Raw genomic sequence first — 25,833 nt, forward strand, 5'->3', positions numbered from 1 at the left:
CAAGCAGAAGACGGCATACGAGCCGCCCGCTCGACAGAGGCGAGAGGAAGGCTGTAATTTGCCCGGGAGACAATGACAGTTCGCCAGCCAACGCCGGTTGGGCAGACGGTAGGGATCAAGGTCCCTCCCACCGCGGTCGTCATTTTCGGCGCGTCCGGAGATCTTACTCATCGAAAGATCATCCCCGCCTTCTATCACTTGCAGAAGAACGGTCATCTGCCGGACGGGATGGCCATCATCGGCTTCGCACGGCGAGAGCAGTCCGAGCAGCAATTTCGAGAGGGACTTCGGCAATCCCTGGAAGACTTCTCCCACACCCAGCCCATCGATCAGTCGGTCTGGACGGCGCTCGAGTCCCATCTCTACTACCACAAGGGAGACCTGTCGAACCCGGAGGATTATGTGGCGCTGGCGGAGCGCCTTCGGACCCTGCCCGAGGCGAGCGCCTTCCGTGAGAACCATCTCTTTTATTTGGCCACCGCTCCCAACTTTTTCCCTGTGGTGGCGGAAAACCTGGGCAAAGCCGGACTGCATGCTCGGGAAGGAGTCACTGGTTGCCGCCGGCTGATCGTCGAAAAGCCATTCGGAACCGATCTTCCCTCGGCGCGGAGTCTCAACGAGACCTTGCACAAGGTCTTCCCGGAACGCTGCATCTTCCGCATCGATCACTACTTGGGAAAAGAAAACGTTCAAAACCTCCTCTACTTCCGCTTCGGCAATTCGATTTTCGAGCCGCTCTGGGATAGGCGGTACATCGATCATGTACAGATCACCGTGGCGGAAACCCAGACTATCGGATCCCGCGGCGGCTATTACGACATGGCCGGCGCTTCTCGAGACATGTTGCAGAACCATTTGATGCAGCTCTTCACCCTGATCGCCATGGAACCCCCCGCTTCCTTGGAGGCGGAATCGATCCGCGATGAGAAAGTGAAAGTCCTCCGTTCGGTTCCGACTCCGACTTCGGAAGAGGTGTTGCGAAACAGCGTGCGGGCCCAGTACGGGCCCGGAATCCTGGGGGGGAGGACGGTGCGTCCCTATCGGGAGGAGGATCGTGTTTCCCGTCGTTCCCTGACGGAGACCTACGTCTGCTTGCGGCTGGAGATCGACAACTGGCGCTGGTCCGGCGTTCCCTTTTATCTCCGCACTGGAAAAGCGCTCAGCCAGCAGTATACCGAGATCTGCATCGTCTTCCACCGTCCTCCTTGCGTGCTTTTCGCGCACAGCTTGAAACACATCGCTCGGAATTGGCTGAAAATCCGAATCCAGCCGATCGAAGGCATCCATTTGCTGTTCAATACGAAAGTGCCGGCCCAGCCGCTGATCCAAGAGGCGCGGATGAACTTTTACTACCGGCGTCAGGACCACTACTTCCCGGAGGCATACGAACGCCTGCTCTTGGACGCCTTGATCGGGGAGTCGACTCTCTTTACCCGCTCCGATGAGGTGGAGCAGGCTTGGCGGATCGTTGACGCGGTGCAGGAGGCATGGAAAGAAGAGGAGCTGGATCGACTTCCCCTCTACGCCCCCGGTTCCATGGGGCCGGTGGAAGCGGAGGAGCTTTTGCGCCGGGAAGGCAGGCGATGGGGAGATCCTCCTTGCGAGGAGGAAGAACAACTTTTGGAGTAAGGATGGCCGTAGTTTCGATTGAGTTTTCCGAAGAGAAGGCATGGATAGACCGTCTCACGGACGATTTTCGGACTCTGCTCGCTGGAAGCCGATCGACGGATCGTCCCTTCCACGTCGCCCTTTCGGGCGGCTCTACCCCGACACCCCTCTATCGCCACTGGGCGACACAAGAGTTCCCTTGGGAGCGGATAGACTGGTGGATCGGCGACGAGCGCTGGGTTCCTCTCACCGATCCGAGAAGTAATGAAGCGATGATCCGGGGCAGCTTGGGAATCGGTTTGGGCGGCCGTCTTCGCTTGAGGAGTTGGCATCGGGCGGAGGATCCGGAGGACGCGGCGAACCTCTACGATAAGGCGTTACGGGAGGAGCTCGGCTCGCCCCCTGTCTTCGACCTGATCCTCTTGGGAATCGGAGAAGATGGCCACACAGCCTCTCTCTTTCCGGGCAGTCCGGCTTTGGACGAACGGGCGGCTTACGCAGTTCCCAATCCCGCACCGGGCGGCGGACCGCTTCGGTTGACCCTCACCTATCCCTGCCTCAATGCGGCCCGTTCCGTTTGGTTTCTCGTCGCCGGCCGAGCCAAGAAAGAGATCGTCCAGCGGGTCTTATCTTCGGACAAGGCGCTTCCGGCGGCCCGGATTGAGGCTGCGGACCAGCGGCTCTATTGGGTTGGCGGTCGATGAGAGGATCTTGGGCTCTTTCTCGCTTCTTTTCCGCCATCTGCCTCGCGGTCGGATGGGTGCTTCTCGGCGGTCCTCCCCTCCATGCCGCCTCGGATGAAAAGGAGGTGCTCTTCGCTCAAGCGTATCAGGACGCCCTCGTCGCCTTTCATCGGAAGGATTGGCGAGCAGCTCAGGAGGCGATCGACAAGGCACGTCGCATCGACCCCGACGAACCTCGAGGGTTGGTGCTTACCGCGAGGATTCTGCTCAAGAAAAAGGAGTATGAGTTAGCTCAGGCCGATCTTCGAGAGGCGCTTCGGCGTAGGCCCCAGTTCGGACCGGCGCTCCGTGCTTCCGGAGATTTGGCATTCGCCCAGCGGAGGTTTGCCGACGCGTTCCGCCTCTACAACGAAGCGCTGCTGCGCGAGCCGGGCGACAAGGACATCCTTCTCAAGATGCTCTACTGTCAAGTCATGCTCGGGGATCTCGGCGCGGCGGAACGGCTGCTGGCGCAGTTGAGCCCTTTCGACGAAACCAATCCCGCCTATTATTTCGGGGAGGCCGCCATTTTCCACGTCCGGGGCAAGCGGCAGGAAACGGATTTGCTCCAGACAGCTCGGGTCATGTACGGTAATGATGTCTTCGCCGACTACCTCGGCGATTATGAATTCTTGTTTGCCGATCATCGATAGAGTGCGTAAGGTCGGCTCCTTCCGCGGAGGCTGAATTCTGGCTTTGTCGGCGGGGTAGCCAAGTGGTAAGGCCGGGCTCTGCAAAAGCCCTATGCGTGGGTTCAATTCCCACCCCCGCCTCTTGCTTCCGGACCTCCTGAGCAAGAAGCACCGCTCCATCCCACGGCTTTCCCGGCGAATTCGGGGATAGAGTCTTGACTCAAGCGACCGGCTTTTGCAAAAGCTGAGCCGCAATGTCCTCCTACTCCAATGGGATGGCGCATCTTCCGCCGGAACGACGGCGGAGGTGGATCGTAGCCGCTCTTTTCCTCGTTGGAGCTTTGGTTGCCCTCCCGGGATGCGCTGGCGGCGGGAAGCCATCGAGTGGGGTGAGCAGCGGGCGAGTTTCCTGGGGGAGCGTGCCCGGTGGCCCCATTCCGCCGGATCGAATTGTGAAGGTTTCGTTGCGAAGCCAAACGGTCTACGTCCTCGACGGCGCTCAAGTCATCTGGGCTGCGGCTACCAACGTGGGGAAACCCGGACATGCGACGCCGACCGGATCCTTTCGAGTGGAGCAAAAGCTCCAGAGAAAGCGATCGGGCTCCTATGGATTTTGGGTGAACGGGAGGCGCGTGATCCCAACGGAGAGCAGAAGCGGGAGTCCTCCCGGATCGGGCTGGCACTATGTGGGATATCCCATGCCCTACTGGGTCGAGTTCTTGCCGGGATACGGATTCCACGAAGGATACGTCTGGGCGGAGCCCCATACGCATGGGTGCTTGCGACTCCATGGTTCCGCCGCCGAGCAGTTCTTTCGCCTTGTCGAGGTTGGGACTCCGGTGAGGATCAGCATGACGCAGCCGGAAGACGAGACGGTCGGCGGAAGCGTTCCTCGTTTTGACGACTCCCATGCTCCGGATCCCGCGAATGAATTTCTGGTTTCGGATGAGGTCTTTGCGCGACCCTGGGAATAGCGAGCAATTCTCCGAAACCTTCTCCGGTGGCCGGCGAAAGGGCTCGCCCCTTCCTCGGACTTGGTTTTTCCACCTCGCCGCCGCCGTTTAGGATCGGCTCCGATTTGCTTGAACGACGCCGGTGCAGCGCGGGCAGAGGGCTGGATGCGCTGGGTCGGTCTTTCCGACCTCTTCGGAATATTTCCAGCAGCGGGCGCATTGTCGGCCGGATGCCGGTCGGACCCTCACCGCTGGGGATTCTCCCCGGCGCACGCGCACTCGAGAAACCAGAAAAACTTCGGCGAGCAGCTCCTCGTCCGCACTGTCAAAATGGGGCGTCTGCACCTCCACCTCGGCTTCCAAGGCCTTGCCGATCTCCTTGGCCCGGCGGCTGACCTCCAAAGCCTCGTTGGAGAGAGCGCGGAGCTCCAGGATCCGGGTCCAGCGTTCGGCGAACGGGGGATCGCTCTTCGGGGCCGCTTCTTCCGGGAAGAGCTCGAGGTGGACGGAGGCTTTCTTTCCCAAAGCCTCCCACGCCTCCTCGGCCGTAAATGGAAGGATGGGAGCCGCAAGGCGGAAGAGACTTTCCGCCATCCGGTGGAGCAGAGTCTGAGAGGCGCGCCGGGCCGTGCCGTCGGCGGCATCGCAGTAGAGCCGGTCCTTGAGAACGTCGATGTAGAAGGCGGAAAGCTCGGTCGAGCAGAAGCGGGTGAGCGCGTGGCAAGCAGCCGGGAACTCGTAGCGTCGGTAGGCCTCGACAACGGTCCGAACGAGGATCCGCAACCGGTCGGCCATATATCGCTCGAGTTCCGGGAAATCCTCTTCGGAAACCCGATTCCGGGATGGGTCGAAATCATGGAGGTTGGCCAGGAGGATGCGAAAGCTGTTCCGCAGGAGGCGATAGGTATCGGAGATGCGGGAGAGGATCTCTTGGGAAAAGGGGACGTCGTCCCGATAATCCTCGCTCGCAACCCAAAGCCGGACGATGTCCGCCCCGAATTGGCTGATGAATTCGGGGAGGCCGCGGGCTCCCGCCATCTTGGAGAGCTTGCGGCCGTCGAGATCCATCACGAAGCCATTGGTCAAGACGGTCCGGTAGGGAGCCTGTCCGCTTCGGGCGACCGAGAGCAGGAGAGAGGATTGGAACCAGCCGCGATGCTGGTCGCTCCCTTCCAGGTAAAGGTCGGCGGGGAATTCCCCGCGGGGGCGGAGCACGGCCGCATGGCTCGAACCCGAATCGATCCAAACGTCGAGCGTGTCGGCTCCTTTACGCAGTCCCGCCGGCAGGCCGAGTTTCCGGGCCAGAGCTTCCTCGTCGGTCGCATACCAGAGATCCGTCCCCTCTTTCGCCACCTCCCGAGCGAGCTTGCGAATGGCCTCCGGTTCGAGAACGGCACTCCCGTCCGGCCGGTAAAACACAGGAAGCGGGATACCCCAGTAGCGCTGTCGGGAGACGCACCAGTCCCGCCGGCTCTCGACCGCGCCGCGGATCCGGTTGCGTGCCCGGGCGGGAAGCCACTCCACTTCCTCGATCGCCCGAAGCGCCTCTTGTTGAAAGGCTTTCACGTCGATGAACCATTGGCGGACCGACCGGAAGATGATGGGGGTCTTCGAGCGCCAGCAATGGGGGTAGTCGTGCTCGTAATCCCGCTTCGCCCAGAGAAAGCCCGCGGATTCGAGCAATTCGATGATTTTGGGATTGCCCTCCTCCCGGACGGAGAGGCCGACGAGCTCGGGAAGCCCGCATTCTTCGGTGAATCGCCCTTCGTCATCGACGGGGGAGAGGGGAGGCAGCCCGTGTTCCTGGCCGAGCAGGTAGTCTTCCATTCCGTGTCCGGGGGCGATGTGGACGAAACCGGTACCGCTCTCCCCCGTCACGAAGCTCGCGCCGTAGACCAGACCCGTGCGGGGCAAGAGCGGGTGGCGATAGCGAAGCCCGAGGAGCTCTTCGCCTCGGGGGAAATGGCGTACGCAGGGAGCGTTCTCGAGACCGGGTATGGCGTGCGCCCGCGCTTCCGCAACGAGAAGATGGCGGCCGCGGGCCGAGTAGAGTCCGTAGGGGAGCTCTGGGTTGAGGGCGACGGCAAGATTGGCTGGCAATGTCCACGGAGTCGTCGTCCAGATAAGAAGCCTCGCGTCTTCGGAGATGCCGACTTCCCGGCAGCTTTCCGGCAAAAGAGGAAACTCGACGTCGATCGCCGGGTCGATTTGGGGCTGATACTCCACCTCGGCCTCCGCCAGAGCCGTCCGGCAACCGATGCTCCAGAAGACGGGGCGGAGTCCTTCGAAGACCAAGCCCTTTTCGACGAGATCGGCAAAGAGGAGGAGGACCTCGGCTTCGTAGGCGGGATCCATGGTTCGATACGGATGTTCCCAGTCCCCGAAGATGCCGAGCCGTTCGAACTGCTCGCGCTGGATCTCGACATAGCGCTGCGCATACTCCGCGCACTTCCGGCGGATGTACAGCGGACCGTGCCGCTCGTATTGGAAACCCTTGTCATCCGCCTTGATTCCCTCCTCGCCAGCGTGAACCTCGCCTTTCGGAATGGGAGCACCACCTGGGAGCTCCACCTTGGCCTCAAGGAACTCGCCGGAGGGCAACTCCTTGATAGGAATGAGCGAGCCAGGAACCCGAACAAAAGACTCCTTCACGACCTTGGTTTCGATGGGGAGACCGTGGCAGTCCCAGCCCGGGATGTAGGGGGCGAAAAACCCCATCATGTTCCTCGACTTGAGAACCAGATCCTTGAGCGTCTTGTTGAGAGCATGGCCGAGATGGGCGTCTCCGTTGGCGAAGGGGGGACCGTCGTGGAGAATGAATCGCGGACCGGCGCTGCGTGCCCGGAGGATCTGCTCGTAAAGATTTTCCCGGCGCCACCGCTCCAGAAGGAGCGGCTCCCGTTTCGGCAGCTCGGCGCGCATCGGAAACGAGGTGCGCGGCAGAAGGACCGTATCGCGGTAATCCATGGGGGTCAAATCGGAGAGCTCAGGTTGCGCAGGAAGCGGACGTCGTTTTCCGTGAAGAACCGGAGGTCCGGAACCTCTCCGACGATCATCAAGAGGCGTTCGATGCCGAACCCGAAGGCGAATCCTGAATAGCGGTCCGGGTCGATGCCGACACCCGTGAGGACCTTGGGGTGGACCATCCCGCAGCCGCAAAGTTCGAGCCAATCCTTTCCCGCCTGCGAGCGGCCGGGCCGGAAGCCGTCGATCTCGAAGCTTGGCTCGGTAAAGGGAAAGTAGTGAGGGCGGAAGCGAAAGCGGGTATCGTGACCGAGCAGCTCCCGGAAGACGAGCTCGAGCGTCCCCTTGAGGTCGCGCAGGCTCACGTCCTCATCGACGACGAGTCCTTCCACCTGGAAGAAGGCGATCGAGTGGGTGGCGTCGATTTCATCACGCCGGTAGCAGCGCCCAGGAGCCACGATGCGAATGGGAGGTCGTTGCCTTTCCATGACTCGGATTTGGACGGGGCTCGTCTGGCTTCGAAGCAGGAGGCGGCCGCCTTTGGGGGAAGGATCGGCGAGGAGAAGGGAGGAATCTCTCAGAAAAAAGGTATCCTGTTCGTTCCTAGCGGGATGATCGGGAGGAGTGTTGAGAGCATCGAAATTGTAGAATTCCGTCTCCACCTCCGGTCCGTCGGCGAGGGCGAAGCCCAGCCTGCGAAAGATCTCCACGATCTGTCGGGACATGCGGGAAATCGGATGGAGAGAACCCTCGGCCACCGGGCGACCCGGCAAGGTGGTATCGAGCGAAGCGGATTGGACTGAAGCGGGGGTGAGGGCCGCACGCTTCTCCCGGATAGCCGCTTCGGCCCGATCCTTGAAGGCGTTGATGGCCCGTCCGACCTCGCGCCGGCGTTCCGGCGGCAGGGTGGAGACGGAGGCGAGCAGGGCGGGGATGATCCCCTTGCGACCGAAATAGCGGATGCGGATCTCCTCAAGAGCGGATTCCGTCTTCGTCGCCGCCAGCGCGGCTTGCAGCTCGCTCTCCCGATCTTGTATTTCCTTTTCCACGAATCGCTCCCTTGTTAGCGAAAGAGATCTCCCCTCGATGGATCCGCCGTTCCGTTACGGAACGGGCGCCGCTCCCGCGCTCCGGCCCGAGGAGACCTCTTCGGGCGGAAGGACCGTGGCCGTCGGAATCCGATTTTGTTTCGCTCCCCGGTGGAGGAACATGAGGAGAATACCGCCGCAAATCAAGATCGAGCCGATCCACTTGCACGGCCAGCCCGGGTCGTAAAGAACCTGGAGGGTGGTCTCGTGGAGGTCGCGGGGATTCCAGGAAGCCTGAGAAAATTTGTAGTTGCGTCCCAGCGCCGAACGCCAAAAACCTCCAGGAAAGGTGGCCGGCACGTTCATGTGTGCGACCTCGACTCGCTCCGAGCCCGTTTTTGGATCGCGGAATCGGACGGTGGCTTGAAAGTCGACCGGGGCGTCGCTCCCTTCCTCCCGAGGAACGGCGAACTTTTCCAAGGAAATTTGGAAGGGGAGCGATCGGCTTTCGAGCCCATAGGCGACGTGCACCGGAATCCCTTCCACCGTAAATGTTTGACTTAGACCGGAGAGAATCCAGAGCGGCGGGGATTTTACCTGATTCTTGGGATCCTCGACCCAGCCTCGGATGCCGGAGCCGATGGCCATCGTAAAAGGTACGCTGGCTTCGCGCTTGCGAATGGCGGATTGGATGGAGGCATGGGGCTCATACCGCAGGAGCGAAGCCTCCCAGTCGGCCCACCCCAGAGAGAAGATCTCTCCGGGAGTTGCGCTGCCCTCCGCGGAGATCCGGCCCCGCCGGTCGAATGCCCGATAGCCGATGCGGCCGTCGTCCGGGCGTCGCCACAGGAAGAGACCGGAAGAGGAAGCTGTGCCTTCCGCCCAGCGAAGCTGCACCAAAACCGCGGGATTGTCGGGACTCTCCGAGAGGGAGGTAGGCTTTCCCTCCCGCATCGCGAAGTTGGGCCAATATCCGCGGAGCTCCGCTTTCGCGCCGCCGGGCAGATCAATGGTCTTGTCGAGATGGGCGGTAACCTCCCAGGCGTTCTTTTGTCCCGATGGGGAGATCGCCACCAAAAGCATTTGCCGGCTCTCCTCGTCCGGAACGAGGAAAAAGCGGTAGCGGGAAGGAATCCCCTCGACCGAATGGATGACGGGCTGCTCGGGAGCGCGCGCGAAGACGACTTGCGCCTCGTGCAGCAGACGCCCCGAAGAGGGCGAGGGTGGCTCCGAAAGCCAGTGGATCTTTGCCAGGCCGAAGAAATCCTGGGTCTGGTGGGAGGGCTCATTTTCCAAAAGAGCCAGAAGAGTTTTCTGCCCGACCATTCGGCTCTGGAGGACCAGAGTCGCGCCGGCGCCCGCAGAAGGATCGGAGGAGGGCGCGACTTCCTCGGCCAGAATCAAGTCCGAGGAGAAATCGTCGACCACCAAACGAAGATCCGTTCCCGGAACGGAGAGCTTGCGTGGCCGGCTCTCCCGCGGGCGCCAGAGCTCTGCGGGGAAGGAGACCCGGTAAATCTCCCGGCGAAACGGATCTTCGAGAAAGACGGCGGTCTGATTGAGAGTGACCCGTTCTTCTGGCGGATCTCCGATTCGGAGGTGGACGAGACCCTCGAAGCCTCCCAGCCGGCCAATCATCGCTCCCGTCAGGAGCAAGATAATCCCATAGTGGGTGATCACGAAGCCGAGATGGCGTGGCTTCCAGGGAATCCGGGTGAGCGTCACGGCGAAGAGATTGAGGCAGAGAAGGATGAGCCAACCAAGAAACCAGGGGGATCGATAGACGTAGTATTGGGCGACCGCCGAATCGAAGCGTGACTCGATCCACGTTGCGCCCGCGCAGGCGGCGGCGAGGGTGAGGAGAAGGCCGACGGCCAGCGGCAGGGAGCCAAAGGCGTGGATGACTTTCCAAAGCGCGGACTTGCGCCTGCGTTCAGCGATGAACTCTTGGCGCGCCTGGTCGGAGAGGGAAGTGAAGAATTTCACCCGGACGGATGGGATGCTTGTCGCGTGTTTAGAGACATTTATGGTAGACGGGAGAGCGCGGGGAAGCCAAGAGGAAATCCATATGCGGGAAAACCGCCGAGAATCCAATCCGGAGGAAGTGTGAGCCATCCGTTTACAGACTTGGCCATTGCGCAGCATGCTCATCTGGCTCCTATCGAGCAGATCGGGGCTCGGCTCGGAATTCCCAAGGACGCTCTCCTCCCCTACGGACGGGGGTGTGCCAAGCTCCGCTGGTCCTTTTTGAAAAGCTTGCGCCACCGCCCGCAAGGTCGATTGATTCTGGTCACGGCGATTACCCCTACTCCGGCTGGGGAGGGGAAGACGACGACGGCGATCGGACTGGCCGACGCCTTGCAGCGGCTCGGTCAAAAGAGCGCGGTCTGCCTGCGGGAGCCGTCGATCGGACCCATTTTCGGCCGGAAGGGAGCGGCTACGGGGGCGGGAAGGGCGCAGGTAGTTCCGCGGGAAGAGATCAACCTCGAGTTTTCGGGGGACTTCGCTGCGGCCGGTCTTGCGCACAACTTGCTTTCGGCCCTTCTAGACAACCACTTCTATCAAGGCAACGAGCTTCGCCTCGATCCGAGCCGACTGCAATGGAAGCGGGTCGTCGACATCAACGACCGGGCTCTGCGTCAAATCGTCGTGGGTCTTGACGGCCGGAAGGGGTGGGTGCGGAAGGAAGGATTCGAAATCGTAGCGGCGTCGGAGGTGATGGCGATCCTCTGCCTGGCTCGGGACTACAACGATCTGAGGAGCCGTCTCGGTCGGATTCGCGTTGGAGCCTGCCTGGGAGGCCGATCCGCGACGGCAGCGGATCTGGGGGCGGCAGGAGCCATGGCCGCCATCCTTCGGCACGCCTTCCTCCCCAACCTCGCCCAGACGCTGGAGCAGGTTCCGGCCTTCATTCACGGGGGGCCCTTCGGGAACATCGCCCACGGGTGCAGCTCCATTACCTCCGTGGAAGCGGCCGTGAGCCTCGCGGATTGGGTGGTCACCGAAGCGGGCTTTGGAAGCGATCTTGGAGGGGAGAAGTTCGTGGATATTTTTTGTCGTCAATCGGGCCTGCGGCCGGCGGCTGCGGTGATCGTCGCAACGATCCGCGCTCTCAAGTATCACGGCGGGTTGCCGTTGGACGCTCTCGACCGGGAGGATTCGGGAGCCTTGGAGGCGGGGTTCGTCAACTTGGAGAGGCATGTGCGGATCATGCGGGATCTCTTGGGACTGCCCGTAGTCGTCGCTTGGAATCGTTTTTCCTCGGATACGGATGCCGAATTGCGGTGCGCGGAGGAAGCAGCGAGGAGGATCGGGGTTGCTTCGGCCGAGTGTCGTCATTGGGCGGAAGGAGGGGCGGGAGCCGAGGAGCTCGCCCGAAAGCTTTTGGATGTGGCGGAGAGAACACCTTCTCGTTTCCGGTTTCTCTACGACGACGATATCCCTCTTTGGGAAAAAATCGTTTCCGTGGCGGAAAAGGTCTACGCTGCCGGAGAGGTGACGACCAAGCCGTCCGTTCGGCGAGCGCTCGCTCGCATGGAGGAGGAAGGTTTCGGAAAGCTTCCCATCTGCTTTGCGAAAACTCAGTATTCGTTTTCCGCCGATCCCCGCCGCCGCGGAGCCCCGGAGGGTCATTCTCTGCCCGTGCGCGAGGTTCGTCTGGCCGCCGGCGCCGGCTACGTACTCGCCCTCTGCGGGGAAATTCTCACCATGCCGGGGTTGCCTGAGGAGCCCGCTTCCCTTCGGATCGACATCGACGAGGATGGTCGGATCGTGGGCGTTCTCTAAGGAACGCGACCTCTCCCCGCCGATGAGAGACGGGAGGGCGCGCAAGCAGGTCCGAATCGTAGCGAAAGCGGCTTTTTTTCCACCGGGGGAGAGCGTAGACTTTAAATGCGTACGACGCCGTCCGGTTCCTTTCATGTACCGTTGCCTCTTGGTTCCGCTGGAGCAGAGTCCTCTCGATCAGGTTGTGTTACGCCATGCCTCTGAGCTCGCCCGGCTTGCGGGAGCGCGACTGGTGCTTCTTCATGTCTCACCCCTTCCGGCCTTCCCCTTGGCAGGCATCGAAGAGTGGACTCTGGAATCCGGCGAACGGATCGCTCTTCGTCAGGACGAAGCGATGCATCGGGCGCGACACTATCTCGAAGAGATGGCCCAGGACTTGCGCGGCAAAGGCCTATCCGTAAAGGTGGAGCTCGCCCTCGGAGATCCGGTCGGCCAGATCGTACGGAGCGCGAAGGAGCAAGAAGCCGATCTGATCGTGATGGGGAGTCACGCGCATACGATCTTGGGAGCGCTCTTCGGCAGGAGCACTTCCATCCCGGTTCGGCGGCTGGCGGAAGTGCCGATCCTTCTTGTGCGGACCGAGCGCCAAGCGGCCGATCAATGAATCCAACCCCAACGGGGGCTAAACGGCCAATAGACGAATAGTCCGGTCCCCACCAGGTCGTTTCGCGGAACGGGACCCCAAAAGCGGCTGTCTTGGCTGTCGGGGCTGTTGTCGCCCATGGCCCAATAGCCATCCTTCGGCACGACTACTTCTTCTTCCGGAGAGAGCAGGTATTGTTGGCCAGGGAGGATGACGTACCCGTGATAGCCGTTGCGCGCGGCTTCGACGCGGGCCATGGCGGCATTTGGAGGGGTGGTGCTTCCATTGATACGCAAAAAGGGGGGGTCGATCCGAAGCCTGTCGCCGGGAACTCCGACGCACCGCTTGATATAAAAGAGCGATCCCTCCATCCCGTGATCCCGCAAGGTCGATTCGATCCCCTCGATGCCGGCCGTCCGGAAGACGAAGACCTCGCCTCTTCGCGGGGGGTGAAAGTTGTAGACCGCCTTGTTGACCAGAACTTGGTCCCCGGCCACGGTCATGAAGTTGAAAACAGGCTCTCCCGCCCGGAAAAATAACCCGGGCCGGAGTCCCACCTTGTAGACCAAGGCGGGCGCCGGAACCCAGACTCGCTGCTTCTCTCCGTCGTCGAACAAGAGGTCGGTGTATTCGACGAGAAATTTTCCGGGGACCAGATCGGTGAGGGAAGCATCGTGGGCGAGCCGGAGATAGTGATATTGCCTGCCGAAGAGGAGAAGGTGGAAAAGCCGGATCGGTGCCGCAGGAGGCGGTTCCACCCGGGCGACCGTTTGGATCCCATACAAGGTCGGCTTCATCGAATCGGTGGGAATCTTGAACGGCTGGAGAAAATAGGCGCGGATCGCGAGGGCCGCCGCAATCGCGACAAGGAAAATCTCCACGTTTTCCCGCAGTCCCGCCCATCGTTTCGGCGGAAAGAGCCGCGCCGCCAGCTTTTCCCCTTGGTCGAGGAGGAGCGGGGCCGTCGTCCCCGTCGATTCCGGTGCCGCAAGATAGGAAGCTACATTCTTTTCGAAGGCTTCCGCCTCCTGTTGGGACTCTGGAGAAAGCAGATCTTTCTGACGGATGCGGAGCCGCCGGATCGCCTTTCGCAAATGCTCCAACTCTCTGCGGTGACGGCGACTCTCTCGCCGGTTCGATAGCGATGAGGGTGCGGATCTCACGTCCCGGCCTCCGTTTTCAGAATCTGCAGAAAGGCTTCCTGCGGAATATCGACGCGGCCAAAGGTCTTCATCCGTTTCTTGCCTTCCTTTTGCTTTTCCAGAAGTTTGCGTTTCCTCGTGATGTCTCCTCCGTAGCATTTGGCCGTGACGTTCTTCCCCACGGAGCCGATGTCCTCCCGTGCCAAGATCTTGCTTCCGACCGCCGCTTGGAGCGCGATTTTGAACAGATGCCGTGGGATTAGTTCCCGCAGTTTGGAGAGAATCGCTCTCCCCCGAGATTCGGCTCGACTGCGCGCCACGATGCACGAAAAGGCTTCGACGGGTTCTCCATTGACGAGAATATCGAGCTTGATCAGATCTTCGGTCTGGTAGGGAGCGGGTTCGTAATCCATCGATCCGTAGCCTCGCGTGAGCGATTTCAACCGATCGTTGAAATCCACCAGGATTTCGCTCAAGGGGATCCGGCATCGCAGCATCACGCGGTTTTCGCCCGCCGATTCGGTCGATTCGCAGATTCCACGCTTTTCCAAGACGAGCTGAAGGATCTCTCCGATTCGTTCCGTCGGAATCAGAAGAAAGGCCCGCACCGTCGGTTCCGCGATGCTTTCGATCATCGAAGGATCCGGCATTCGCAGTGGGTTGTCGACCTCGAGAAGTTTGCCATTGGTTAGATGCACTTGGTAGACGACGCTCGGGTAGGTGGCAAGAATCTCGACCTCGTGCTCCCGGCGCAGCCGCTCCTGGACGATTTCCATATGGAGCAAGCCGAGGAATCCGCATCGCAAGCCGGAGCCGAGCGCCGCGGAGCTCTCTTGGGTGAAGACGATGGCCGGGTCGTTGATCTGGAGCTTCGACAGGGCGGTCTTGAGCTTTTCGAAGTCGGCCGGGTTGAGCGGATAGATGCCGCTGAAAACCATCGGCCGAGCTTCCTGGAATCGGGCAAGCGGTTCCGATGCCGGGTGGTGGGCCGAGGTGAGGGTGTCTCCGATCTTGACCTCGAGCGGGCTCTTCATGTTGGCGATCACATAGCCGGTCGCCCCCGCCTCCAGGCGCTCTTGAGGCGCCATCTTGGGATTGAAAACGCCCACTTCCTTGATTTCGTAGACGCTCTGGGTCGCCATCAGGAGGATCTTTTGGCCTCGCGCGAGCTCTCCGGAACGAACCCGGACGTAGAGGACAACCCCCCGATAGGGATCGAAGACCGAGTCGAAGACAAGCGCCCGTATGATCCCGTCGGGAAACGGCTGCGGAGGGGGGATCCGACGGACTACGGCCTCCAGGATCTCGGCGATTCCGATCCCTTCCTTTGCGCTCGCCAGCACCGCTTCCTCCCCCGGAATCGCAAGGACCTCCTCCAGCTGCCGCTTTACCGCCGCTGGATTGGCGGTAGGGAGGTCGATCTTGTTGATGACCGGAATCAAATGAAGATTTTGCCTCGTCGCCAGATGGACGTTGGCAACGGTTTGCGCTTGGACCCCTTGGGCGGCATCGATCACGAGCAGAGCTCCTTCGCAGGCCGAAAGGCTCCGGGAGACCTCGTAGGAGAAATCGACATGGCCCGGTGTATCGATGAGGTTGAGTTGGTAGCTTTCGCCATCCTCCGCCTCATACCGCATCGTCACGGGGTGAGCCTTGATCGTGATTCCCCGCTCCCGCTCCAGGTCCATGGAGTCGAGAAGTTGATCCTGCATCTGCCGCTCGGGAATCGTCTTCGTAGCCTGGAGCAGGCGATCGGAGAGCGTCGTCTTTCCGTGATCCACGTGAGCGATGATACAAAAATTACGAATTCGGGCCGGGGGAAACATGCGGTCGTTCTCTTCTTCTTATAATGCGGAACGCGTGCGCCGCAAAACGTTTACCGCGCAAGATCCTCTTGCGCGCAGAGGGCGGTTGCCGCTTTCCCTTCTCCGGGGGCCCTCCGTCGGAGAGTCAGTGAAAGGAACGTTCGATTTCCTGGTGGAGGTGATTGCAGCCGACTGCAAGCTCGACCAATCGCTCGCCGAGGCCTCCCGCCCCGGTGTTTTTGCACGATTCGAGGGTCGTCGCGATCGTAAGAGCCGCTTCGGAGGCGGGAACAAGGTGATAGGCGCTGCCGGCTCCGAGGCGCTCGAGGAGGTCGGAGACGGCTTCCAACAGGTTCACGAAGCTCCTCGGCAGCCGGCTCTCTCCCAAAAGAGAGCGGTAGACGATGTCCCCGCCATAGTAGGGGCCTCGGATCGTCCGGTACGCCTGAAGGGAAGAAAAAGCGCGAAGCAGCGCGGCTTTTTCCTCCAAGGAAGGAGGAGTGGCGCAGCCTTCCTCGGAAGCGAGTGCGCACAAGGCCGCCGTGAGATTCCCCATTTCCTCGACGCTCCGGCCCAGGGCGAGCCAATCGGCGGCTATCCCCCGTTCCATGGAAGAACGGGCGATTTCGTAGATCGCGGTGATGCACTGCACCCCTTGACGGGAAAAAGCAGGAGGAAACGGCGTTGCGGCGGAGCCCGGCGATGGGGCTAGCCCGGTCGGCAATTCGTTCAGCAGCTCCCAAAGCTCTTCCGGAAGCTCTTCCCGCACATTGCGGGCGTTGAGCCGAGCGGATTCGATCGAGCTCCTGGCGGAAAGGGAATTTTCGCCGGCTTCCAGTAACCAGAAGAGTTCGCCCCTCGGCCCCAATGTCGGAGAGGAGAAGGGGGTTCGCAGGGCGCGACGCAGCCGCTCGAGGCGGGCTTCTCCTCTCCCTTGGCCGTATTCCCAGCAGAGGGGCCAATAGGCATCGGCGAGGCGAATCGTGTCGAGAGCGCGCGTCAAGTAGCGGGAAAACCAATAGAAGGAGTCCGCCTTTCGAAAGATCATGGCTCCACGCTGGCCCGGAGCGTTTCCTCCCGCGCGTCGGCTCGTAATACCCAGGTATCCTTGCTGCCGCCTCCTTGGCAGGAGTTGACGATGAAGGATCCCTCGCGCAGCGCGACTCGGGTCAGCCCCCCGGGTATGACCGCAGGGGCGGGACCGAGGAGGACGAAGGGACGAAGATCGATCCTCCGGGGCTGGAGACGCCCATCGATCCAGCAAGGGACTTCGGAAAACGACAGTACGGGCTGCGCGATGTAGTTGCGAGGCTGGGCGAGAATCTTTTCCCGAAAGGCGGCCCTTTCCGGAGCGCTGCTCGTCGGCCCAAAGAGCATGCCATACCCCCCCGCTTGGCTGACCTCCTTGACGACGAGGTTCCGTAAGTTGGCGAGAACGTGATCTCGCTCGGCGGGCCGTTCGCAGAGAAAAGTCTCTACGCTCGAGAGAATGGGTTCCTCTCCGAGGTAATAGCGGATCAACGAAGGCACGAAGGGGTAGATCGCCTTGTCGTCCGCCACCCCCGTTCCGATCGCGTTGACCACGGTGAGGCGGCCCGAACGGCAAGCCGCCATGAGTCCGGGTACGCCTAGGAACGATTCCGGGCGGAATGTGACCGGATCGAGGAAATCGTCGTTGACTCGCCGGTAGATGGTTCCGACGCCCTTCCAGCCGGAAGAGGTCCGGAGTTGCACTTTCCCGTCGACTACCGCCAGGTCTCGGCCTTCCGCCAAAGGGACCCCCATCTCTTGAGCAAGAAAGGAGTGCTCGAAGTAGGCGGGATTATGGCTGCCCGGCGTCAACAGGATGGCGAGATCATCCCGCGCCGCCTCCGGGCGAAGGGCGTAAAGCGCGTCGCGCAAGAGGGTGGAATAGGCCTCGATGGAAGCCACTGGGGCGGCTCGAAAGAGGGAAGGGAAGATTCGACCCAAAACCCGGCGGTTGGCCAGCATGTAGGAAGCCCCGCTCGGAACTCGCAAGTTGTCTTCCAAAACGACGAAGCCGCTTCGCAGCCGCAAGAGATCGCATCCCGCAATCGCTACATGGATTCCCTGGGCTACGGGAGCTCCTACCATCTCTCTGCGGAACTGCGAAGAGCCCAAGACGAGCTCGGGAGGAACGACCCCTTCGTGCAAGACGCGGGCCTTGTTGTAGATATCGCGGAGGAAACAATTGAGCGCGGTCACCCGCTGGATGAGCCCCTTTTCGATCTGATCCCACTCCGAGGCCGAGAGAATGCGCGGCAAAATATCGAAGGGGAAGACTCGTTGCTCGTTCTTCGAGTCGATCGAGAAGGTCACTCCCCGGCGGGAAAGTTCCTCGGCGGCGGCTTCTTGTCGATCTTCCCACGTTTCCGGAGAAACGGTTTCGAGGAACTTCCAAAGACCCCGATACGGGGGTCGTGGACGCATTCGGCGATCGACCATTTCGTCCAAATGGGACCGGAGCCGGTAGTCTCGGCCGGGCAGACAGTTTCGCCGGCCAGGAGAAATCCCGGATTCGCCCGGAAGCGTCAACTGCATGGCAACCCCGGAGTAGCAGAAAGCGTGCCGGGGTGCTCGGCTCGGAGACGAAGCTCTTTGGAGGCTCAGAGCGGTGGCGCCAGGAATTCCGGTCCGATCGGTTCCGGGATTCTCCGTTCGAGAATCCGGTCGATTTCGGCCAGCTCCCGGTCCGAGAGCGGAGAGGAAGGCAACTGGATCGCATCCGAAATCTGCTTCGGAGTTCGCGCTCCCCAGAGCACCAGAGAGATTCCCGGCTGCTGGAGCGCCCACTTCGCAGCAAGCTGCGGGAGCGTCCATCCTCGGGCTTGGGCCAAGAGGCGAAGATCGTCGACCGCGGAAAGGGAGCGGAGAAAGGCTTCCCCTTGAAATTTGGGGTCTCGACAGCGAATGTCGCCGGTGCCGAAGACCTGGTGCCGCTGAAATTTGCCGGTGAGCAGACCCCGGCAGAGAACGCCGTACGCCACGACGCCGATGCCGTTTTCCCGGCAGTAGGGAAGAACATCCCGCTCGATGCCCCGCTCAAAAAGATTGTAAGGAGGCTGGTCGGTATGGAGCGGCGCCGCCTTTCGCCAGGCATCCATTTGGTTCGGGGAGAAGTTGCTCACTCCCAGCGCGCGGATCTTTCCTTGCGACCGGAAGGAGAGCAGAGTCTGCGCCGTCGACTCGATCGGCACTCGAGGATCGGGCCAGTGAATCTGGTAGAGGTCGATCGAATCGATTCCCAATCGGCGGAGGCTCTCCTCGATCTCCCTACGGAGCCGTTCCGGACTCGAATTTCTTCGGATCTCCTCCCGCTCATTCCATTCGAGACCAGCCTTTGTCGCGATGACGACCTTATCGCGTCCCACGCGTCGAATCGCCTTGCCGACGATTTCCTCCGCGCGTCCGAATCCGTAGACCGGAGCGGTATCGACGAAGCAAATGCCGCCATCGATCGCCGTCTCGATCGCGGCGATCGCTTCCCCCTCGTCGGCACCGCCCCACATCCAGCCTCCGATGACCCAGGTGCCCAAGCCGATCCGGGAGATCCGTTTCTCCAACCCCGGTAGCGACGTATACTCCATGCCTTTTTCTTCTTCGCTCAGTCCGTCGAAGACCGCGGCTTTCGATGCTAAGGAAGGCGGGCGTTCTCCGCAACGGTGGTCTGCTCGCTTTCGGGAACCACGTCTCGGCGGAGAGCCGCTTCGAGTGCGGTGCGGCGGGCAGCGAGCTCCGCGGGGGAGTCGTTTTTCGGCGGGTCGATGAGGCTGCCCACGCGGATCCAGCAGGTGGAAAACGGATGCGGGATTTGGAAGCGATCCCAACTCCGCAGCTCTGACTTTCGGGAAAAACGGCAGGTGATGGGGAGAATGGGGCGCTGGAGGATCTGAGAGATTTGCAAAACGCCGTCTTGCACCCGGTATCGCGGCCCGCGGGGTCCGTCGGGAGTGACCGCGATGTCGCGTCCTTCCCGTCCCAGGCGGAGGATGGTCCGGAAGCCGACGCCTCCACGACGGGAGGAAGATCCTCGAGCGGCTTCGAATCCGAAACGGGAGAGGAGGCGTGCCAGGACCTCTCCATCGTTGCTCGCACTCACCAAGGCTACGAGCTTCCGTCCCGGGAAGTGCCGGCAATAGAGGGCCGGCATGATGAGGAGGCGGTTGTGCCAGAACGCAAAGATCAGCGGCTCTTTCGGGGGGCGGCTCACGATCCCTTTCGGATCTTCGATCATGACTCGAAGGGTCCGCGTCAGGCTGCGAATGAAGAAGGCGGCTAAAGCCGGAGAAAGGCGTGTGCGGAGAGAACGGCGCCGGGAGGCGAGCCAGGAAGTCCGGTGTTCGGAGCGGAAAGACTCCGGCCGCATTCCTTTTGCTTCGAGGTCCGAGTTCATTCCGATTCGGAGGGCGTTTCCGGGAATTCTTCCGGGAGTCGTTCGATCCGCACCCGCCGGAATTTCTGGGGGATCACATCTTCGGCGATCAGGCGAAATCCATCGACGTCGAGAGTCTCGAACCTTCTCGGCTGTCGACCCCATTGCGCTAGGCACCATTGCGATACGGTTTGGGTCGTTTCGGTGGGAAGCGGCCAATTGGTTTCGATCGCCAGATCGCGTAAGGGAAGGTCTCCGTCGACGGTCGCCGAATTTTGGGTCAATTCATAGATCGGGCTCTTCTCGATGTCGAATTCGTCGCGAATGTCACCCACGAGCTCTTCGAGTACATCTTCGAAGGTCACCAAGCCGATCATCCGGCTGTCAGGATCCGTCACGATCGCCATATGGGTCCGCGCCTTCCGAAACTCCTCAAGCATCGCGGGGAGGAGAATATTCGGCGAGAACAAAAGGGCGGGGCGGAGAATGGAAGCCAAAGTCGTCTGTTTGCCCAAAGCGATATATTGCCAAAGCAGCTCCTGGAGGAGAACGATCCCGACGACCTGCTCGGGACTCTCGCCGCATACCGGGAATCGGCTGTACCCGGAACTCTGGGCGGTGCGGATCGTTTCCTCGATGGGGGCATCCCGCCAGAGCACGACCGCTCGCTCCCGCGGCACCATGACCTGTTCCGCACGGGTTCTGCGGAGCCGGAGCGCCTTGACCATGATCTTGTTGATCAACTCGTCGAAAGGGTGGGCATGCGGAGAGTGAATGAGGATCTGTTGGAGCTCTTCGGGGCTCAGGAAGGGGCCGCCGCTCTCCGGCTTCGGAAGGGCGAAACCGAGCAGCCGAAGAAGCCAGTCGGCTGTCTGATGGAGGATCCAGACAAAAGGATAGAAGAGGTAGTAGAAGACAACCAGGGGGGGGCTCAGCAAGAGGACGATTTTCTGGGAATATTGGAGAGCCAGAAATTTCGGGGCGAGCTCGCCGAGAGCGATGCAGACGAAGGTGATCAGACTGAAACCCAACAGAGAGCTCAGCGAGTCGAGGTAGGGCCCTTTCGGAAGGCCGATGGAACGAAGGAGGGGACTGAGCCAATCGGCCAGAATCGGTTGGCCCGCCCAGCCGAGACCGATGCTGGCCAAGGAAACGCCGATCTGGATCGCGGGCAAGAACCGATCGGGCTCACGGACCATCCGCAACGCGAAGGGAAGCCGCCAATCGGAGCTCTTCAACAAGAGCTTGAGCTGGGTGACCCGTACTTTGACGATCGCGAACTCGATGGCTACGAAAAACGCGTTGGCCGCCACCAACAGCGGCAGCAAAAGGGCTCTCCACCCAGAATCCGCCCCCGTATCCATTCTTTTCTGTCGTTCCGACTGCCGAAGGTTGTGGCGTGCCCGAAGTCCCTTGGGTAAAAAATGGTTTCCGTTAAATGGCGCCTAGACGCTTCGCTTCGTCATGACTTTTGCGTCCTCACCCTGCCCCGGTCGTCCACGACGTTTGTCAGAGGAGGAGAGTGAATACCGAGAAGCGCTCGCCTTTCTCGGTCGTTGCCGACGATGGGGAATGAAGCTCGGGCTCAAAAATATGGAGCTTTTGGCCCGAGCGGTCGGCTCGCCGCAAGACGGATTGCATTTTCTTCACATCGCCGGCACCAACGGCAAAGGTTCGACAGCCTCCTTCTTGGCCTCCGCGCTTCGCGCCGCCGGCTACCGTGTCGGCCTGTATACTTCGCCCCATCTCTGTACTATCCGTGAAAGAATTCAGATCGACGGGGCCATCACTTCAAAGTGGGAATTTACTCGCTGGATCCGGAAGCTTCAAGCGGCAATCCGCAACCTGGAGGAAACGCAACCGGGATTTGCTCCGACGTTTTTCGAGGTTCTTACGGCCGCCGCCCTTCTCGCCTTTCGCGATGCGGAGGTAGATTGGGTGGTTTGGGAGACGGGCCTGGGGGGCAGGCTCGATGCGACGAACATCGTCCGCCCGGAAGCGTGCGTCATTACCACGATCGGGCTGGAGCACACCCATCACCTCGGCTCTTCCCTCGCCGAGATCGCTTGGGAAAAAGCGGGCATTCTCAAGCCGGGCATCCCCGCGGTCGTCGGAGACGTCCAGGAAGAGGCTCGGGAGACGATCCGCCGGAGGGCCGACCAAATCGGAACTCCCCTCCTGGAGGTGGGGGGACTCGTGGAGGAATCGTGCGCGGGCGGAGATCTGCATCAAGGGGCACGGATCGGCGGACAACGGCTCATCCTAGGGCTGTTGGGAAGGCACCAAGTGAGCAATGCGGCTTGCGCCTACGCGCTTCTGCGGCTGCCTCTTTTTTCAGGAAAGCCTCTTCCGCAAAAGGCGATTCGGGCCGGCTTCCGATCGGTCCGCTGGCCCGGCCGCTTCGAGGTGCTGCAGCAAGATCCGCTTTGGATCCTGGACGGCGCGCATAACCCGCAGGCTGCCGAAGCCCTTCTGGAAACATGGCGGAGCTCTTTCGGCACGCAACCCTACCATCTGGTTTTCGCGGTCTTGACGGACAAGGACTTCGCCGCAGTGGCCGGCACGCTTGCTCGGCAAGCGGAGCGAGTCAGCCTCGTGAAGCTCTCCACGGAGCGTGGGCTCGATCCCTGCCGGCTGATCGGATTCTTTCCCGGTATTCCCTGCCAGGCGTATCGTTGCTGGGGAGAAGCCAGGCGGGCGTTGGAAAAGGATCCGGGGCCTCTGTTGGTGACCGGCTCCCTTTTTTTGGTCGGCGAAGTGCTCGCCGATCATTGGGGTCTCCATCCTGAGTTCGAATCGAATGAGCTGCTTGAGCCTCCCCGTGTCTATTCCGATGGTCCTTTTTGATCTGGTCGGCACGATCCTGACTCCGGCCGTTCCCGTAGGAGAAACCTATGCGGCCATGGCCGCCCGGCATGGCCTTCGGGTCCCGCCGGAGGCGATTGCGCAGAGGTTCCCGCTTGTACTGAGCCGGTATCGGTGCCGGCCGCGAGCGACCGTTCCGTCGGACGGAGAGGATCGAGCCTATTGGAGGGAGATTCTTTTCGAAACTCTCTCTCCCGAGATCGATTCTTGGCCCGGGAATCGGGAAGCGCTTGTCGAGGAACTTTACGGGCACTACGGCGGCGGAAACGCTTGGAGGCTCTACCCCGAAGTGCGGGGCGTCCTTCGGGCCTTGCGGAAGAAGGGAGTGCGTCTGGGGATTCTCTCCAATTGGGACCGGCGAGCTCATGGCGTGCTCTCCGATCTCGGGCTCAGGGAATTCTTTTCGGTCATTTTGCTCAGCGCCGAACTGGGAGCGGCAAAACCGGATCCCTATCTCTACCGCCTTGTCTCCCAGCGGATCGGCCTTCCGGCCGCTTCTCTTTTCCTTGTCGGCGACGACGTAGAAAATGACGGTACGGCTCCTCGCGCCTGCGGTTTCGGAAGCTGGGTCTGCCGGAGACCGGAGCGAACCCTCGAAATGTTGCCGCTTCTCTCGGCAAATGGAGTGCTGTCGTGATCGGCGCTCCTCCGGCCGCGATCATCGGCCGTGTACATGCATCGCCTTTCTGTTTATTCTAGCGCTGCCGTAGCAAGACCCATGACGGAAAGGAACGCTATATCGACGATCGGGCTGAAGATCCTCATGGGCATCACGGGCTTCATCCTCGTGGGGTACGTGAGCCTTCACATGTTGGGTAACTGGCAGGTCTTTCTTCCCGCAGTCTATATCAATCAGTATGCATACCTGCTCAAATCGATTCCGCTCGTTCTTTGGACGGTGCGCCTCGTCCTCTTCGTTGCTTTCGTCGTCCACATTTGGTCCGCCATTCGCCTGGCGCAACTGCGCCGATCGGCTCGGCCGGTCCCCTACGATCAGCGCAAGCCCAATGGGGCGAGCTGGGAATCGCGCTCGATGTTGCTGACCGGGATCGGCCTCGGGCTCTTCGTCGTCTTTCATCTCTATCAGTTTACTTGGCATCTTCCCCCGTTTTCTGCATTCGAAGGCTTTACCGCGCGACTCTCTGAGACATCGCGATCGGTGCCCGACGTGCATCGCATGATGGTGGAAGGATTGCGGAATCTCTGGGTTGCCGGAGCGTATCTGCTCGGAATGGGCTGTTTGTTCTTTCACGTTCGTCACGGAATCGACGGGCTCTTCAGCTCGCTCGGGCTGGTCAATCGGCGCAGTTTCCCTTGGGAGCGATGGTTGGCCCATGCGTTGGGCTGGGTGTTTTTCCTCGGATTTTCCATCATCCCCGTGGCGATTGCGCTCGGGTGGGTCCGGTAACAGCGGGGAAAGAAGCGACCGAATCGATGAAGGTGCCCGATGCCAGAATTCCGGAAGGTCCGATTGAAGAGAAGTGGCAGAGATGCCGCGACCGACTCGATTTGGTATCTCCCGCCAATAGGCGGCGGATGCGCGTGATCGTGGTCGGGACCGGCTTGGCGGGTAGCTCGGCGGCCGCCTCCCTTGGGGAGCTCGGGTATTCCGTGGATTGCTTTTGTATCCAAGACAGCCCCAGGAGAGCCCATAGCGTAGCCGCGCAAGGCGGGATCAATGCGGCGAAAAACTACCGGAACGACGGTGATTCGGTCTATCGGCTCTTCCGAGAGACGATCAAAGGGGGGGATTTTCGCTCCCGCGAGGCCAATGTCTATCGCTTGGCCGAGCTCAGCGCACGGATCATCGATCAGTGTGTCGCGCAAGGAGTGCCTTTCGCTCGCGAGTACGGCGGATTGCTTGCAAACCGCTCCTTCGGCGGGGTGCAAGTTTCTCGGACTTTCTACGCACGAGGGGCAACCGGCCAGCAGCTGTTGCTCGGCGCCTATGGTGCCCTCAATCGGCAGATCGGAGTGGGTCGGGTGGAGATGCATCCCCGGACCGAAGTACTCGATCTGGTCGTGAGCGACGGGCGCGCCCAAGGGGTGATCGTCCGCGACCTTGTGAGCGGTCGGATTTCGGCTTATGCCGCCGACGCGGTCGTCCTGGCGACCGGCGGCTACGGAAACGTCTTCTATCTATCGACCAACGGGAGGGTCTCCAACGCGACCGCGATTTGGCGGGCGTATAAGCGGGGGGCGGGATTCGCCAATCCCTCTTTTACCCAAATTCATCCGACCTGCATTCCACCGTCGGGTGGCTCCCAATCCAAGCTGACCTTGATGTCGGAATCTCTGCGGAACGATGGGCGCATCTGGGTGCCGAAAGCTCCAAACGACCGGCGACCTCCCGACCGGATACCAGAGGCCGAACGGGACTATTTCCTCGAGCGAATGTATCCGAGCTTCGGAAACCTCGTCCCTCGAGACATAGCCAGTCGGGCCCTCAAACGGATGTGCGACGAGGGTCGCGGCGTGGGTCCCAACGGGCTAGGCGTCTACCTCGACCTGGGCGACGCCCTACGGCAACTGGGTGCGGAGGCGATTCTCGAGAGATACGGGAATCTCCTCGAGATGTATCGCCGGATCACCGGCGAAAATCCGATGGAGCAGCCGATGCGGATCTACCCTGCCATGCATTACGTAATGGGCGGGCTGTGGGTGGACTATCATCTCATGTCGACGATCCCCGGGCTCTTCGTCCTGGGCGAGGCCAACTTTTCGGATCACGGAGCGAATCGGCTGGGCGCGAGCGCACTGATGCAGGGCCTCGCCGACGGATATTTCCTATTGCCCTACACGATCGGGGATTATCTCTCGCGGAAGAAGAGCGGTTGCCTCTCCCCGGATGCGCCCCCGTTTCGGGATGCGCTCCGGGATGCGGAAACGCGGCTGGCGAAGCTTTTGGGGCTTCGGGGGACGAAGACCCCCTCCGAGTATCATCAAGAGCTGGGAGGGTTGCTCTGGCGACATTGCGGCATGGAGCGCAACGCCGATGGTCTGCGGGCGTCGATCGAGAAGATTCGGGAACTCCGGGAGTCGTTCTGGAAGAATGCGCAGCTCGTCGGGCGGGGTGATAGTTACAATGTAGCGCTGGAGTCGGCCGGGAGGGTGGCGGATTTCCTAGAGCTCGGCGAGCTCCTCTGCCTCGACGCCCTTTCTCGGGAGGAGTCCTGCGGCTGCCACTTTCGGGAGGAATATCAGACACCGGAGGGAGAGTGTCTGCGGGATGATCGCCGGTTCGCCCATGTCGCGGTCTGGTTCTTTCGAGGGGAAGCGGAGGCCCCGGAGCGCGCGGTCGAGCCGCTTCGCTTTGAGAGCCTGGAGCCGGTGGCGAGGAGTTATAAATAAG

20 protein-coding genes and 1 tRNA gene are annotated in these 25,833 nt (G+C 61.2%); 11 read left to right on the forward strand and 10 right to left on the reverse strand.

The features are described from left to right. Positions 1-72: 72 nt before the first annotated feature. The 5 genes from zwf to FN369_RS10375 all read left to right on the forward strand — a co-directional run bounded on the left by zwf (position 73) and on the right by FN369_RS10375 (position 3,936). Positions 73-1,629, forward strand: a complete 1,557-nt coding sequence (gene zwf, locus FN369_RS10355) for a glucose-6-phosphate dehydrogenase (protein WP_142526061.1) — start codon at positions 73-75, stop codon at positions 1,627-1,629. Between the two features lie 2 nt (positions 1,630-1,631). Continuing rightward, entirely contained in the window at positions 1,632-2,312 is a 681-nt protein-coding gene (gene pgl / locus FN369_RS10360; RefSeq protein ID WP_246189664.1) for a 6-phosphogluconolactonase, read from the forward strand. After that, a complete protein-coding gene (locus tag FN369_RS10365; RefSeq protein WP_142526063.1) occupies positions 2,309-2,983 on the forward strand; it encodes a tetratricopeptide repeat protein in 675 nt (224 codons plus the stop codon). Before pgl ends, FN369_RS10365 begins: the two co-directional genes overlap by 4 nt. Positions 2,984-3,031: 48 nt before the next feature. Next, positions 3,032-3,103, forward strand: a tRNA-Cys gene (locus FN369_RS10370). Between the two features lie 311 nt (positions 3,104-3,414). Beyond that, a complete protein-coding gene (locus tag FN369_RS10375) occupies positions 3,415-3,936 on the forward strand; it encodes a L,D-transpeptidase (RefSeq protein WP_246189665.1) in 522 nt (173 codons plus the stop codon). 87 nt (positions 3,937-4,023) lie between these two features. On the opposite strand, the gene ileS is transcribed toward FN369_RS10375, so the two are convergent. From ileS to FN369_RS10395, 3 genes are read right to left on the reverse strand one after another with little or no spacing between them, the layout of a single operon-like run. Continuing rightward, the gene (gene ileS, locus FN369_RS10380) at positions 4,024-6,882 is read right to left on the reverse strand and encodes an isoleucine--tRNA ligase (RefSeq protein WP_246189666.1); all 2,859 of its coding nucleotides are present in this window, start codon (positions 6,880-6,882) and stop codon (positions 4,024-4,026) included. Positions 6,883-6,887: 5 nt separating this feature from the next. Then, on the reverse strand, positions 6,888-7,928 hold the full coding sequence (gene pheS, locus FN369_RS10390) for a phenylalanine--tRNA ligase subunit alpha (protein WP_142526064.1): 1,041 nt from the start codon (positions 7,926-7,928) through the stop codon (positions 6,888-6,890). 54 nt (positions 7,929-7,982) lie between these two features. Further along, on the reverse strand, positions 7,983-9,893 hold the full coding sequence (locus FN369_RS10395) for a cytochrome c biogenesis protein ResB (RefSeq protein ID WP_142526065.1): 1,911 nt from the start codon (positions 9,891-9,893) through the stop codon (positions 7,983-7,985). Positions 9,894-10,013: 120 nt separating this feature from the next. Here FN369_RS10395 and FN369_RS10400 point away from each other — a divergent pair, with 120 nt between their 5' ends. Next, positions 10,014-11,693: a formate--tetrahydrofolate ligase gene (locus tag FN369_RS10400; RefSeq protein ID WP_142526066.1), complete on the forward strand. Its 1,680-nt coding sequence runs from the start codon at positions 10,014-10,016 to the stop codon at positions 11,691-11,693. A 133-nt stretch (positions 11,694-11,826) separates the two neighbouring features. Beyond that, positions 11,827-12,297, forward strand: a complete 471-nt coding sequence (locus FN369_RS10405; RefSeq protein WP_178087811.1) for a universal stress protein — start codon at positions 11,827-11,829, stop codon at positions 12,295-12,297. Here the strand turns inward: FN369_RS10405 and lepB are convergent. The 7 genes from lepB to FN369_RS10440 form a co-directional block, all read right to left on the reverse strand. Further along, entirely contained in the window at positions 12,291-13,379 is a 1,089-nt protein-coding gene (gene lepB / locus FN369_RS10410; RefSeq protein WP_246189667.1) for a signal peptidase I, read from the reverse strand. The genes FN369_RS10405 and lepB overlap by 7 nt on opposite strands. Positions 13,380-13,435: 56 nt before the next feature. After that, a complete protein-coding gene (lepA, locus tag FN369_RS10415) occupies positions 13,436-15,244 on the reverse strand; it encodes a translation elongation factor 4 (RefSeq protein ID WP_142526069.1) in 1,809 nt (602 codons plus the stop codon). Positions 15,245-15,368: 124 nt separating this feature from the next. Beyond that, complete coding sequence (locus FN369_RS10420) at positions 15,369-16,271, reverse strand: alpha-E domain-containing protein (RefSeq protein ID WP_142526070.1); 903 nt, start codon at positions 16,269-16,271, stop codon at positions 15,369-15,371. Further along, on the reverse strand, positions 16,268-17,674 hold the full coding sequence (locus tag FN369_RS10425; RefSeq protein ID WP_246189668.1) for a circularly permuted type 2 ATP-grasp protein: 1,407 nt from the start codon (positions 17,672-17,674) through the stop codon (positions 16,268-16,270). The genes FN369_RS10420 and FN369_RS10425 overlap by 4 nt, the downstream gene beginning before the upstream one ends. Before the next feature lie 176 nt (positions 17,675-17,850). Then, positions 17,851-18,831: an aldo/keto reductase gene (locus tag FN369_RS10430; RefSeq protein WP_142526072.1), complete on the reverse strand. Its 981-nt coding sequence runs from the start codon at positions 18,829-18,831 to the stop codon at positions 17,851-17,853. A 47-nt stretch (positions 18,832-18,878) separates the two neighbouring features. After that, positions 18,879-19,637, reverse strand: coding sequence for a lysophospholipid acyltransferase family protein (locus FN369_RS10435; protein ID WP_246189669.1), 759 nt, complete (start codon positions 19,635-19,637; stop codon positions 18,879-18,881). Further along, complete coding sequence (locus FN369_RS10440) at positions 19,634-20,980, reverse strand: hemolysin family protein (protein ID WP_142526073.1); 1,347 nt, start codon at positions 20,978-20,980, stop codon at positions 19,634-19,636. The genes FN369_RS10435 and FN369_RS10440 overlap by 4 nt, the downstream gene beginning before the upstream one ends. A gap of 208 nt (positions 20,981-21,188) precedes the next feature. Between FN369_RS10440 and FN369_RS10445 the strand changes: the two genes are divergently transcribed. The 4 genes from FN369_RS10445 to FN369_RS10460 all read left to right on the forward strand — a co-directional run bounded on the left by FN369_RS10445 (position 21,189) and on the right by FN369_RS10460 (position 25,832). After that, positions 21,189-22,463 carry a bifunctional folylpolyglutamate synthase/dihydrofolate synthase gene (locus FN369_RS10445; protein ID WP_178087812.1) on the forward strand — a complete coding sequence of 425 codons (1,275 nt, stop codon included), beginning with the start codon at positions 21,189-21,191 and terminating at the stop codon, positions 22,461-22,463. Next, the gene (locus tag FN369_RS10450; protein ID WP_142526075.1) at positions 22,417-23,118 is read left to right on the forward strand and encodes an HAD-IA family hydrolase; all 702 of its coding nucleotides are present in this window, start codon (positions 22,417-22,419) and stop codon (positions 23,116-23,118) included. The genes FN369_RS10445 and FN369_RS10450 overlap by 47 nt, the downstream gene beginning before the upstream one ends. A gap of 81 nt (positions 23,119-23,199) precedes the next feature. Continuing rightward, on the forward strand, positions 23,200-23,889 hold the full coding sequence (locus FN369_RS10455; protein ID WP_246189670.1) for a succinate dehydrogenase cytochrome b subunit: 690 nt from the start codon (positions 23,200-23,202) through the stop codon (positions 23,887-23,889). Positions 23,890-23,915: 26 nt separating this feature from the next. Beyond that, complete coding sequence (locus FN369_RS10460) at positions 23,916-25,832, forward strand: fumarate reductase/succinate dehydrogenase flavoprotein subunit (RefSeq protein ID WP_142526076.1); 1,917 nt, start codon at positions 23,916-23,918, stop codon at positions 25,830-25,832. Position 25,833 lies beyond the last annotated feature (1 nt).

It is taken from the genome of Methylacidimicrobium cyclopophantes (genome assembly GCF_902143385.2).
Classification (GTDB): domain Bacteria; phylum Verrucomicrobiota; class Verrucomicrobiia; order Methylacidiphilales; family Methylacidiphilaceae; genus Methylacidimicrobium; species Methylacidimicrobium cyclopophantes.